Annotated in this window: 12 protein-coding genes; 4 read left to right on the top strand and 8 right to left on the bottom strand. The window is 58.9% G+C overall.

The features are described from left to right. Positions 1-112: 112 nt before the first annotated feature. From ACYZUC_RS02200 to arnB, 8 genes are read right to left on the bottom strand one after another with little or no spacing between them, the layout of a single operon-like run. Positions 113-1,489, bottom strand: coding sequence for a UDP-glucose dehydrogenase family protein (locus ACYZUC_RS02200; RefSeq protein WP_461993173.1), 1,377 nt, complete (start codon positions 1,487-1,489; stop codon positions 113-115). Continuing rightward, positions 1,486-1,887, bottom strand: a complete 402-nt coding sequence (gene arnF / locus ACYZUC_RS02205) for a 4-amino-4-deoxy-L-arabinose-phosphoundecaprenol flippase subunit ArnF (RefSeq protein ID WP_461993175.1) — start codon at positions 1,885-1,887, stop codon at positions 1,486-1,488. Before arnF ends, ACYZUC_RS02200 begins: the two co-directional genes overlap by 4 nt. Continuing rightward, positions 1,884-2,228, bottom strand: coding sequence for a 4-amino-4-deoxy-L-arabinose-phosphoundecaprenol flippase subunit ArnE (gene arnE, locus ACYZUC_RS02210; protein WP_461993177.1), 345 nt, complete (start codon positions 2,226-2,228; stop codon positions 1,884-1,886). Before arnE ends, arnF begins: the two co-directional genes overlap by 4 nt. Beyond that, positions 2,225-3,874 (bottom strand): lipid IV(A) 4-amino-4-deoxy-L-arabinosyltransferase, encoded by a 1,650-nt coding sequence (gene arnT, locus ACYZUC_RS02215; protein ID WP_461993179.1) that lies wholly within the window; start codon positions 3,872-3,874, stop codon positions 2,225-2,227. The genes arnE and arnT overlap by 4 nt, the downstream gene beginning before the upstream one ends. Further along, positions 3,871-4,755, bottom strand: coding sequence for a 4-deoxy-4-formamido-L-arabinose-phosphoundecaprenol deformylase (arnD, locus tag ACYZUC_RS02220; protein ID WP_461993181.1), 885 nt, complete (start codon positions 4,753-4,755; stop codon positions 3,871-3,873). The genes arnT and arnD overlap by 4 nt, the downstream gene beginning before the upstream one ends. Next, positions 4,755-6,746: a bifunctional UDP-4-amino-4-deoxy-L-arabinose formyltransferase/UDP-glucuronic acid oxidase ArnA gene (arnA, locus tag ACYZUC_RS02225; protein ID WP_461993183.1), complete on the bottom strand. Its 1,992-nt coding sequence runs from the start codon at positions 6,744-6,746 to the stop codon at positions 4,755-4,757. The genes arnD and arnA overlap by 1 nt, the downstream gene beginning before the upstream one ends. Next, the gene (gene arnC / locus ACYZUC_RS02230; RefSeq protein WP_461993185.1) at positions 6,743-7,762 is read right to left on the bottom strand and encodes an undecaprenyl-phosphate 4-deoxy-4-formamido-L-arabinose transferase; all 1,020 of its coding nucleotides are present in this window, start codon (positions 7,760-7,762) and stop codon (positions 6,743-6,745) included. The genes arnA and arnC overlap by 4 nt, the downstream gene beginning before the upstream one ends. Next, on the bottom strand, positions 7,759-8,907 hold the full coding sequence (arnB, locus tag ACYZUC_RS02235; protein WP_461993188.1) for a UDP-4-amino-4-deoxy-L-arabinose aminotransferase: 1,149 nt from the start codon (positions 8,905-8,907) through the stop codon (positions 7,759-7,761). Before arnB ends, arnC begins: the two co-directional genes overlap by 4 nt. Before the next feature lie 662 nt (positions 8,908-9,569). Between arnB and ACYZUC_RS02240 the strand changes: the two genes are divergently transcribed. The 4 genes from ACYZUC_RS02240 to ACYZUC_RS02255 are packed head-to-tail and all read left to right on the top strand — an operon-like array spanning position 9,570 to position 11,835. Further along, a complete protein-coding gene (locus ACYZUC_RS02240) occupies positions 9,570-9,794 on the top strand; it encodes a hypothetical protein (RefSeq protein ID WP_461993191.1) in 225 nt (74 codons plus the stop codon). Next, positions 9,791-10,762 (top strand): NAD-dependent epimerase, encoded by a 972-nt coding sequence (locus ACYZUC_RS02245; protein WP_461993193.1) that lies wholly within the window; start codon positions 9,791-9,793, stop codon positions 10,760-10,762. Before ACYZUC_RS02240 ends, ACYZUC_RS02245 begins: the two co-directional genes overlap by 4 nt. A gap of 34 nt (positions 10,763-10,796) precedes the next feature. Next, positions 10,797-11,540 (top strand): glycosyltransferase family 2 protein, encoded by a 744-nt coding sequence (locus ACYZUC_RS02250; RefSeq protein WP_461993195.1) that lies wholly within the window; start codon positions 10,797-10,799, stop codon positions 11,538-11,540. A gap of 1 nt (position 11,541) precedes the next feature. Beyond that, complete coding sequence (locus ACYZUC_RS02255; protein WP_461993197.1) at positions 11,542-11,835, top strand: lipid-A-disaccharide synthase N-terminal domain-containing protein; 294 nt, start codon at positions 11,542-11,544, stop codon at positions 11,833-11,835. The last annotated feature ends 1 nt before the right edge of the window (position 11,836 follow it).

Genomic DNA, 11,836 nt, shown 5'->3' on the forward strand with positions numbered 1-11,836 from the left:
CATTTGGATTATGGCGAGCTGAACAAACTTTCCTTTAATCCTTTCAACATTGCCTGATGAACCCGGTGCCGCAAACATTGCGTCACATGACACCAGCCCCGGGTTTCAGCAATCAAAGCGCGACGCTGGCCTTCCACTTTTGCTGCGGAATGGGCAACTTGCGCGAGTCGCCTCGCCCCATCGGAAAGTACTGGAAGCCCCGGTGTGCGAGACGTTCTGCGTCGTACAGGTTGCGGCCATCGAAGATCACAGGGGTTTTGAGCCGTTTGTGGATCAAGTCGAAATCCGGCGCCTTGAATTGCTGCCACTCGGTGCAAATGATCAGCGCATCGGCACCACTGAGCGTTGCTTCCGGTGTGCCCATCAGGCTCAGATTAGGGTGGTCCTGATACAACGATTGGGTCTGCTGCATCGCCTCAGGGTCGAATGCCCGGACATGTGCGCCTGCTTCCCACAGATCTTCCATCAGCACGCGGCTGGGCGCGTCGCGCATGTCATCGGTGTTGGGTTTGAATGCCAGGCCCCACACAGCGAAAGTCCTGCCGCGCAAATCACCCTTGTAGAACGCATTGATGCGCTCGAACAGCTTGTGCTTCTGCCGCTGGTTGATCGCCTCAACGGCCTGCAGCAGATCATTGGAGCAATGAGCCTGTTGTGCGCTGTGGATCAGGGCGCGCATGTCCTTGGGGAAGCATGAGCCGCCATACCCGCAACCGGCATAAATAAAGTCGTAGCCAATGCGCGAGTCGGCGCCGATGCCCAGGCGCACCGATTCGATGTCGGCGCCGAGGTGTTCGGCCAGTTCGGCGATCTGGTTGATGAAGCTGATCTTGGTCGCCAGCATGCAGTTGGCGGCGTACTTGGTCAGCTCGGCGCTGCGCAGGTCCATGAACATGATTCGGTCATGGTTGCGATTGAACGGGGCATAAAGCTCGCGCATCACGTCGCGTACATCATCACGCTCGCAACCGATGATGATGCGGTCAGGGCGTCGGCAATCGGCGACGGCCGAGCCTTCCTTGAGAAACTCTGGATTGGAGACGATATCGAAATCCAGTGTTTGGTCGTAGCGTCGCAGGGCCTCGATAATCCGGTCGCGCAGGGCATCACCTGTGCCTACCGGCACAGTGGATTTCTCAACGATGATAATGGGCTCGCTGCGGTGCCGGGCGATGGCTTCGCCCACCGAAAAGACACAGCTCAAATCCGCCGAGCCGTCCGGTAGCGAGGGCGTGCCCACAGCAATAAACAAAACCTGACCATGCTCAACGGCAAGTTTTTCTTCGCAGGTGAAGCGTAGCCGTCCGTTATCCAAGTTGTTCTTGACCAGTTCAGCCAGGCCAGGTTCGAAGATGCTGACTTGGCCCTGATTAAGGGCTGTTACTTTTTCGTAGTCGATGTCCATGCAGATAACATCATGACCGACCTCTGCCAGGACGGTTGCCTGGACGAGGCCGACATAGCCGCTTCCGAATACGCTGATTTTCATGAGGCACTCCTGAGTTCGGGCGCGTGAGCAGGTCGAGAGTTGATGGTAATGACGCCGAGGATGACCAAGGCCACCCCCAGGCTCTTCGAGAGGCTGAAATCTTCGTTGAACACTGGCAGGCTGGCGGCCAGCAGGTAGACCAGCGCGTAGCTGATGCTCAGCAGTGAGTAGGCACGGCCCAACGGCAAATCTTTCAGGGCGACAAGCCAGCAGAGCATCGACAGGGCATAAGCGAAGATGGCGGCGAGCACCACGGCGATCGCCGTCAGATCGAGGCTGGCAGTCAACCATTGTTCAGGGGAGGGCAGGCGACTCATGCTCCAGCGCATGCCCAGCTGTGCGGCACTGACCAGCAGCACACTGCCCAGGGCGAAGGTGATTCCGCGACGCAGGTTCATGTGTGTTGCCCCAGCAGAACCACGCCGCCCATCACCAGGGTCACGCCCAGCCAATGACGACGGTCGACGGTCTCGTGGAAAACGAACCGTGCGACCAGGGTGATCAGTACGAAGTTGAGGCTGAGCATCGGGTAGGCAATACTGACTTCCAGGCGTTGCAACACCAGCAGCCACACCAGCAATCCCGACCCAAGAGCGCCGAGCGCCAGCCACAGCCACGGCGAGCGCAGTTTGTCGCCCCAGCCCGACGTCTTGCCGCGCCAACTTTCCACGGCGTACTTCCGGGCGATCTGGCCCAGGCAGGTCAACAGGCAGGCGGCCAGCAGCAGCAACAGGGTCATGGCGCACCCTGAGGGATGATCAGAATGACCAGATTGCCTTGCTCATAGCGTTTGCCATCCTTGGGTAGCTGTTCGATTTCTTGCCGTTCCTCGTCACCCTTGACCCGCATGACCACCCCGACCGAGCCACTGCTGCGGGCCTCGCGCATCCACTGCTGTACGCGATCGGGGTCGACGCGCTGCTGTATCCCGTCAGGGTAGGCAAGGCCATATTTCAACTCGCCTATCGTGTTGTACAACGCCACGTCCGGGCGTTTCAGGCGCCAGGCCAGGGCCGATGCAGCACCCAGATCGTTGCTCAGCAGATTGTCGGTCTGACCGAGCTCCTGAAGGTGTTCGAGGATGAACTGGTCGGGCATTTTGTTAGCGACCACGGACTTGGGCAGTCCGGCAGGCAGCAGACCGATCAGCAGCAGACTGCCGAACGCCGGCGCCGCCCAGCATTGCAAAGGCCGGAACGCTTGCAGCAGGTTGGCCATGATCCAGCTGATCAGGCCGATGAACACCAGCACCAGGTTGTGTGGCTCATGGTCGTACAGCGGTTTTTTCAGTTGCAGGTAGACCAGCGCGACCAGTGTGATCAGACCCAGCAGCAGGTTCAGTAAACCGTTAACGCCAAGGGCTCGCCCCTGTTTCAGTTGCAGTCGGTCGGCCAGTGCATGACCCAGCAGCAAAGCCAGCGGCAACAGGCACGGCAGGATGTAGCTCGGCAGTTTTCCTTTGCTCAGGCTGAAAAAGATCAGCGGCATCAGCAGCCACAGCAACAGGAAAGCGATATTTGCCTGGCGACGTGTTTGCCACGCTTGCTTGAGCGCCGGTGGCAACAGCGCCACCCACGGCAGGCTGAACGCCACCAGCAACGGCAAGTAGTACCACCACGGCGCTTCGTGCTGCGCATCGTCCCCGGCAAAACGGCGGATGTGTTCGTGCCAGAAGAAGAATCGCCAGTAGTCCGGTTCCTGCGCATGCACCGCCAGGACCCAGGGCAGGCTGACAGCGATGGCCACGGCAATGGCCAGCGGGCCGTAGATCAACAGTTCACGCCAACGTTTTTGCCAGAGCATCCAGGGCAGGGCGATCAGCACTGGCAACAGCCAGGCGAGAAAACCCTTGGTCATGAAACCCATGCCGCAGGCCAGTCCCAGCACGCCCCAGCCGGCAAGGCGCTGGCCACGGCCGGCGCTGTCCAGGGCAAACCACAAGGCCACCAGACTCAGGTTGACCCAAAAGGTGAATTGCGGATCGAGGTTGGCGTAGCCCGCAGCGCCGGCGATGACGGTGAGGCTCATGTACAGCAGTGCGCACGCAAAACTCTTGCGCGGATCGTTCCACAACCGGCGGGCGATGAGGTAGCACAGCAACACACTGAGCCCGGTGCTCAGGGCAGAGGCGAAGCGCACGCCGAACAGGTTCTGACCGAACAGTGCCTGACTGACAGCAATCATCCAGTAACCGGCCACCGGTTTCTCGAAATAGCGCAGGCTCATGAAATGCGGCGACACCCAGTTGCCGCTCAGGAGCATGTCCTGGCTGATCTGCGCGTAGCGGGTTTCATCGGGAATCCACAGACCGTGGGTGCCCATTGGCAGCAGGTAGCCCAACAGGAAAAGGCCCAGCAGCAGTGGCAATGCCCAGCGCTTGCTCATACGCCTTGTACTCCGAGCCAGCCTTCACGACCGTCGAGCGTGCCGCGCAGTACGCGACCGGTCGGTAAGGTGCCTGGCGCCTTGGGCAGCAGGTCGCCCAAGGGTTGAAAACGGATACCTCGCTGGCGCGCAGCGGCCAGCAGTTGACGAAAATCGTTGGCCATCAGAATCCCTTCTACTTCGGCGTGGATCGTATAGACGTTGAGTTTTTCAGGGGAGAATCGATCGAGGATGAACCCGTTGAAGTCCTTGGCCGCGACCGTCGGGCCAACCACTTCATCGAAGGTCGGCAGGTCCACCGGAATCTGCGGTGCCCCCAAACCACCCCCGGCCAGAGTCGGCTGGAACAGGCTGTGGCCACGGCAATCGCTGTTGTAGCGAAAACCGAAAGCCTGCTTGGCCTCGATCACGCGCTCGTCCGCACGCCAACCGGCGGCCGCCGAGCACTCGATTTTTTGCCCGAGGATGTCGCCGAGTGTGTCCACGCCCTGGCGGATCTGTTCGATCAGTTGCGCGTCGCTCCAACGCCCGGCATTGGCTTGCCAGCCGTGGTGATCCCAAGCGTGAAGGCCGACTTCATGGCCTGCATCCCGGGCCTGGCGCATCAAGTGCCCGAGGTCGCGGCCAATGGGTTTGCCCGGCCATGCGGTGCCGGCCAGCAGGATGTCCCAGCCGTACAGCCCGGCGGCGTTGGAGCGCAGCATCTTCCACAGGAATTGCGGGCGGATCAGGCGCCACAAATGGCGCCCCATGTTGTCCGGCCCGACGCTGAAGAAAAACGTCGCTTTGACCTGCGCTTCATCGAGGATTTCCAGCAGTCGTGGCACCCCCTCACGGGTGCCACGGTAGGTGTCGACATCGATTCGAAGACCTGCCTGCATCAGCGTTTGTCCGCTTGTTCGAGCATCGCCTCGCGCAAGAAGAAATCCAGGGTGTTGCCGATGGTTTCGCTCATCTCGACCGTCGGCGCCCAGTCCAGCAGGCGCTTGGCGTTGTCGATGCTCGGTTTGCGGTGGGACACGTCCTGGTAACCGGTGCCGTAAAACGCCTTGCTTTCAACGTCGCGGAACCCGGCGAACGGCGGGAAGTTGTTGCGCAGCGGGTGCGCTTCGAACTGGCGCAGCAGCTCCTCGCCCAACTGACGGATGCTGGCTTCGTTATCCGGGTTGCCGATGTTGATGATCTGGCCGTTGCAGGCATCGTTGTCGTTATCGATGATCCGCGCCAACGCTTCGACACCGTCGGCGATGTCGGTGAAGCAGCGTTTTTGCTCACCGCCATCGAACAGGCGAATCGGCGTGCCTTCCACCAGGTTGAGGATCAGTTGCGTGATCGCCCGGGAGCTGCCGATGCGCGCCGAGTCCAGTCGGTCGAGGCGCGGGCCCATCCAGTTGAAAGGGCGGAACAGGGTGAAGTTCAGGCCTTTCTGGCCGTAGGCCCAGATCACCCGATCGAGCAATTGCTTGGAGATCGAGTAGATCCAGCGTTGCTTGTTGATCGGCCCGACCACGAGGTTGGAAGTGTCTTCGTCGAACTTGGCGTCCTGGCACATGCCGTAGACTTCCGAGGTCGAGGGGAAGATCACGCGCTTGTTGTATTTGACGCAGTAGCGCACCAGTTTCAGGTTTTCTTCGAAGTCCAGCTCGAACACGCGCAGCGGGTTGCGGGTGTACTCGATCGGCGTGGCGATCGCCACCAGCGGCAGAACCACGTCGCACTTCTTGATGTGGTACTCGATCCACTCGGAGTGGATGCTGATGTCGCCTTCGACGAAGTGGAAATGCGGATGGCTGCGCAGGCGTTCGATGGCGTCCGAGCCGATATCCAGGCCGTAGACCTCGTAGCGGTCGTCACGCAGCAAACGCTCGGACAGGTGATTGCCGATGAAGCCGTTGACGCCGAGGATCAGCACCCGGGTGCGTCGAGGCGCGCGCCCGGACTCGGCACCACGCAGTACGGAACCGTCGACCAGCCCCAGTTCGTTGGCCAGTTGCGGGCCGCTCAGGTACAAGCCGTTGTCGTTGCGTTGGCCGGCAGTGATCAGCAGCGAGTCTTCGCCGCAGGCAATGCGCAACGGATCGACGCTGATGACCCGGCCTGGCGCCAGGCCTTCATTGCCTTTGGCGACTTCGGCGCTCCACACAATCAGTTTGTGCTCGCCGACGGCGCAGAACGCCCCCGGATACGGTTGGGTGACGGCGCGCACCAGATTGAACAGTTCTTCGGCCGGTTTTTGCCAAATCAGTTTGCCGTCGGCCGGGGTGCGGCGACCAAACACCGTGGCTTTCGATTCGTCCTGCGGGGTCTCGCTGACTTTCCCGGTGAGCAACGCCGGCAACGTGTCGCGCAACAGATCGGCGGCGGCCACGCGCAACTTGCCGTGCAGGCTCAGCGCCGTGTCGGTGCGCTCAATCGCGACTTTTTTCTGGGCGAGGATCGCGCCGGCATCGGCACGTTTGACCATGCGGTGCAAAGTCACGCCGGTTTCGCTTTCGCCGTTGACCAGCACCCAGTTGGCCGGCGCGCGACCGCGATAACGCGGCAGCAACGAACCGTGCAGGTTGAACGCGCCTTTACTGGCCGTGGCCAGCAACGGTTCGCTCAACAGATGGCGGTAGTAGAACGAGAACAGGTAATCGGGGTTGAGCTTGGCAATGCGCTCGATCCACAGCGGGTGGTTGGCATCTTCCGGTGCATGCACCGGGATACCCTGGCGGGCGCACAGTTGCGCAACCGAGCCGTAGAAGGCGTTTTCCTTCGGATCATCGGCGTGGGTGAACACCGCAGCAATCTCGTAACCGCTGGCGAGCAGGGTTTCGATGCCGGCACAGCCAATATCGTGATAGGCGAAAACAACAGCTTTTGCACTCATGAGAGAACCTGATCGGAAGAAGTGGAAGTGAGGCCGTCAACGGTGACAACGGGAACGGGAGTGGCGGGCTGGCTGCGCAGGACTTTTTCGATAAAGAACCGCGGGCGGGCACGGACGTCGCTGTACATGCGTCCGAGGTATTCACCCAAAAGACCCATGCCGATGAATTGGCCGCCGGTGAACACGAACAGCACGGCGAACAGCACGAATGTGCCGTGGCCAGCCCAACTGGCGCCGAACACCAGACGCAGGACGATCAAGGCCGTGGCGAACAGCACGCCCAAAGCGGCCATGGCGAAACCGACGATGCTCAGCAACCGCAGCGGGGTGGTGGTCATGCAGGTGATCAGGTCGAACATCAGATTGACCAGGCGCATGGGGCTGTACTTCGATACGCCGTGTTCGCGTTCGGCGTGGGTCACCAGGATTTCCGTGGTGTGCCGGGCAAAGCTGTTGGCCAGGATCGGAATGAACGTGCTGCGCTCACGGCAGGCGAGCATGGCCTCGACAATGGATCGGCGATAGGCGCGAAGCATGCAGCCGTAGTCGCTCATGGCGACGCCGGTGGAGCGCTGCACGGCGAGGTTGATCAGTTTCGACGGCCAACGACGCAGGGCCGAATCCTGGCGGTTGTCGCGCACCGTGGCGACCACGTCATAGCCGAGCTCAGCCTGGGCCACCAGCCGCGGAATCTCTTCGGGCGGGTTTTGCAAATCGGCATCGAGGGTGATGACGACGTCGCCCTTGCATTGCTCGAATCCGGCCATGATTGCCGCGTGCTGGCCGTAATTGCGGTTGAGAATGACCGCGACCACCGGGCTGCATTCGCGACTGGCGGCTTCTTCAAGAATCTGCGCCGATTCGTCCCGACTGCCGTCGTCGACCAGCACAATTTCGTATGGGTAGCGTAATTGCTGACACGCCGCTTCGGTGCGCCTGAGCAATTCAGGCAGGCTGTCCTGTTCGTTGTAGACCGGGATGACAATTGACACGCAACGGATCGGATAAGGTTTCACAGGTGTGTGTCCAGTACGGTTTCAATGGCGCCGACCACACGATCGACATCATCGAGGGTCATGTCGGGGAACAACGGGATCGAACACAGGCGCGCCGAGTTCCATTCGGTGTTGGGCAGGTAAATATTGGGGAATCGCTGGCGGTAGTAGGTGTGCAGGTGAGTGGCGATAAAATGAATGCCGGTGCCGATGTTTTGTTCCTGCAGGGCTTTCATGAACGCCTCACGGTCCAGTCCGCAACGCTCGGCATCGATGCGCAGGATGAACAGGTGCCAGGCGTGCTGTTGCGGGTAGGCCGGAATCGCCAGCGGTTGCGCCGCTGAGCCTTCCAGCCGTTGCAGGTAAGCCTTGGCCAGTTCAGTGCGCTTGGCGTTGATTTCGTCCAGGCGCTCCAGTTGCACCAGGGCGATGGCCGCATTGATGTCGGCCAGGTTGTATTTGAACCCCGGCTCGATCACCTGGGCCTGGGGTTTGCGCCCGTGGGTCAGGCGGTCGTAGGCATCGACGCCGAGGCCGTGAAACTTGAGCATGCGCACCCGGTTGGCCAGGGTTTCATCGTCCGTGACGAACATCGCGCCCTCGGCGCAGGTCATGTTCTTGATCGCATGGAACGAGAAGATCGCCGTGCCTTTCGCGCCGACCTGACGATTTTTGTAGAGGGTTCCCGCGGCGTGGGCGGCGTCTTCAATAACGGGGATGCCGTGTTTTTCGGCCACCGCGTAGAGCGGGTCGAGATCGAACGCGGCACCGGCGTAATGCACCGGAATGATTGCGCGGGTGCGCGGGGTGATGGCCGCTTCAATGTGCTCCACGTTGCTCATCAGCGTGTCGCGGTCAACGTCAACGAACACCGGCGTCGCGCCCAGCAGGCAGATCATGTTGGCGGTGGAGACCCAGGTCTGGGATGGCGTGATGACTTCATCGCCGGGACCGATGCCCAAGGCCAATAACGTGACATGCATGGCGCCGGTGGCCGAGGACAGTGCCACGGCATGACGGCAGCCCACGTAGTTGGCGAACTGCTCCTCCAGTTGCTGGTTTTTCGGGCCGGTAGTGATCCAGCCAGAGCGCAAAACTTGCTCTACGGCGGCTATTTCTTCATCGCCGATACTGGGGCGAGAGAACGGAAGAAACGCTTGACTCATGGGCACCTCGGGGCTGAAAAGTGAATAGCCTTTGAGGCTAGAAACATGGATCCAATGACAGCATAGACGCTAAAAGAAAAGCTGCATCAATCAGTTACCTGAAATACTTGATCAAACGCTCCAGTAGGTTTTTCGTGCCGGGAGGGGGGCAAGCCGGAGCTCGGAACAGAGCAGCCTGAATTCATTGAGGGTAAGCGCGATTTTGTGAAAGAAGCATGAAAAACTGGTCGGAAAATTGTTTATCTACGAACTAGGCCGGTACTAAAAAGCAGGATCACTCTCACGCCTTTAATGGTGAAAGTCTTACAGGTTTTTGCCGTCTTGTATTACGTCTACTTCATTTGTGTATTTGCTGTTCTTGATTTTTACAGGTGATTTCGTTTAAACGATTTGCCGGCTGCCGATACGTTGCGTTGTCGCGCCAGTCGATGGTTCGTTTCGATCTTCGAGAGCTCAAGGTTTGGTCGGGGTGGGGACATGCCCGGACTGCGCACCGCCCGCAGCCCGGTAAACCGGGGTATTACTGAATGCCTATGGCCTGTTAAAGCAGGTTATTTACAGGCCCGTCTCTCTTTACCTTCGGCGCTCACAAAATTTTCATTTCTTTTTGATTATAAGGCTTTGCAGGTACAGAAAAGCCTCGCCATCTAGCAGAGTGATTTATGGAAGTGTCCGTTCTTGGTAGTGGCTACGTCGGTTTGGCACAGCCCGACCACGCAGCCGAGGTGTGTCGTTGGATGTGCGGTAATGATTTTGACGCTAGCCATGTCGGCTACGAAAAAGTCGCCAGTGAGTTGTCTGGAGTCATTCGTGTCGAGGACATCAAAGGGGCGTCAGATCCGTCCAGCTACATCATTGGGAGAGATGAAGAAGGACGAGAGGCATGAGAATACTGGTAACCGGCGTCGCAGGTTTCATCGGGTTCCATACTGCCAAACGCCTATGTAGCGATGGCCACCAGGTTGTTGGCATCGACAACCTCAACAGCTACTACAGCGTTGAACTGAAACAGGCTCGGCTTTCACAGCTGGCTGCTTGCAGCAACTTCAAGTTCCAGTTGCTGGATGTGGGTGACAAACAAGCGTTGTTGAATTTGTTTGCTGAAAACCAGTTCGAGCAAGTCGTTCACCTGGCTGCTCAAGCCGGTGTGCGCTATTCCATCGACGCTCCGGACACATATGCGCAAAGCAATCTGGTGGGATTCCTCAACGTGTTGGAAGCCTGCCGCGCCCATAGGCCGGCACACCTGATTTACGCCTCAAGCAGCTCCGTATATGGATTGAACGATCACTTGCCGTATGCCACGACCGACTCTGTCGATCGACCGATGTCGTTCTATGCCGCGACCAAACGCGCCAATGAACTGATGGCCCACTCCTATTCGCATCTCTATGGCATTCCTGCTACCGGTCTGCGTTTTTTTACCGTGTATGGGCCTTGGGGGCGGCCCGATATGGCGCTGTTCAAATTCACTGACGCCATTCTCAAAGGTCGTGCCATTGACGTGTACAACGACGGCGCGATGTCTCGCGATTTCACCTATATCGACGACATCGTCGAGGGGCTTGTGCGCTTGATACCGCTGCCACCTGACGATGAGACCGGAGCGCGAAACAAGGTTTACAACATCGGCTTTGGTGCACCGGTGAAGCTTCTGGAATTTGTCGAGTGCATTGAAGGGGCGCTGGGAATGCGCGCTATAAAAAATTTCATGCCGTTGCAGTCAGGCGACGTCGTTAACACGTGGGCAGACACTCGCGAGCTGGAAGATCGTGTGGGTTTCCGTCCGCAGACTAGTGTGTCTACTGGCGTGCAATCGTTTGTCGATTGGTATCGCAACTATTACGGCGTTTAGCCATTCACTACTCAGCCATATTTATGGAAGCGTCATGCAAGAAACTCCTTATGTGTCGGTCCTGATTCCGGCAAAAAACGAAGCCGGTAACCTCATTCCTCTGTTGGAGGAAGTGCGTGCCGCGTTAGCCAACGAGATCTTTGAAGTCATTGTGGTTGACGATGGGAGTACCGACGCCACCGCCACCGAATTGCGAGCCTTGCAAAGTAGTGGCTACAGTCAATTGAGGGTGCTCAGCCACGCTCGCTCTCTCGGTCAGAGCACCTCGATTTACCACGCCGCTGGCGTGGCGCGTGGCCATTGGTTGGCAACCCTTGATGGCGATGGTCAGAACGATCCAGCCGACCTGCCGAAAATGCTGGACCTGGTTCGTGGTTCCGAAGGAAAGCCTGGAGGCGTCAAGCTGGTGGCGGGTCACCGCGTTAACCGTCGGGACACGGCGAGCAAACGCTGGGCATCGCGATTTGCCAACAACCTGCGCGGCAGGCTGCTGAAAGACCAGACCCCCGATACCGGTTGCGGCATCAAATTGATTGAACGCACGGCGTTTCTGCGCCTGCCGTATTTCGATCACATGCACCGCTTTATTCCTGCACTGATCCGTCGTCACAACGGCCGGATGTTGGTTCATCCGGTGAACCACCGTGAGCGTGGCGCCGGGGTTTCCAACTACGGAAATCTCGACCGGGCACTCGTGGGCATCCTTGATTTGTTCGGCGTGTGGTGGCTGATAAAACGCACCCGCCTGGAAGTCAACGCACAAGAGTCCGAGGTCTGACATGGGCAGAGAATCTTTGTGGCTGGCCATTGGCTTCGTCGGTCAATTGGCATTCACCGGGCGGTTTGTCCTGCAGTGGCTGTACAGCGAATACAAAAAACGCAGCGTGATCCCTGTCGCCTTCTGGTACTTGAGCATCATCGGCAGTGCGTTGCTGCTGGCCTACGCAATCTACCGCGAAGACCCGGTTTTTATTGTCGGCCAGTCCTTCGGTTTCATTGTGTATCTGCGCAATTTGCAACTGATTGCCAAGCATCGTGAGCAGGAAGGCCACGAACTGGATAAAAAGGACTGAG

It is taken from the genome of Pseudomonas sp. GT1P32, from assembly GCF_054897805.1.

Bases quoted from the DNA above. Each gene is read 5' to 3' on its own strand.
- ACYZUC_RS02240 (WP_461993191.1), top strand. From the start codon at position 9,570: ATGGAAGTGTCCGTTCTTGGTAGTGGCTACGTCGGTTTGGCACAGCCC.
- arnT (WP_461993179.1), bottom strand. From the start codon at position 3,874: ATGAGCAAGCGCTGGGCATTGCCACTGCTGCTGGGCCTTTTCCTGTTG.
- ACYZUC_RS02200 (WP_461993173.1), bottom strand. From the start codon at position 1,489: ATGAAAATCAGCGTATTCGGAAGCGGCTATGTCGGCCTCGTCCAGGCA.
- arnF (WP_461993175.1), bottom strand. From the start codon at position 1,887: ATGAACCTGCGTCGCGGAATCACCTTCGCCCTGGGCAGTGTGCTGCTG.
- arnB (WP_461993188.1), bottom strand. From the start codon at position 8,907: ATGAGTCAAGCGTTTCTTCCGTTCTCTCGCCCCAGTATCGGCGATGAA.
- ACYZUC_RS02245 (WP_461993193.1), top strand. From the start codon at position 9,791: ATGAGAATACTGGTAACCGGCGTCGCAGGTTTCATCGGGTTCCATACT.
- arnA (WP_461993183.1), bottom strand. From the start codon at position 6,746: ATGAGTGCAAAAGCTGTTGTTTTCGCCTATCACGATATTGGCTGTGCC.
- arnE (WP_461993177.1), bottom strand. From the start codon at position 2,228: ATGACCCTGTTGCTGCTGCTGGCCGCCTGCCTGTTGACCTGCCTGGGC.
- ACYZUC_RS02255 (WP_461993197.1), top strand. From the start codon at position 11,542: ATGGGCAGAGAATCTTTGTGGCTGGCCATTGGCTTCGTCGGTCAATTG.
- ACYZUC_RS02250 (WP_461993195.1), top strand. From the start codon at position 10,797: ATGCAAGAAACTCCTTATGTGTCGGTCCTGATTCCGGCAAAAAACGAA.
- arnD (WP_461993181.1), bottom strand. From the start codon at position 4,755: ATGCAGGCAGGTCTTCGAATCGATGTCGACACCTACCGTGGCACCCGT.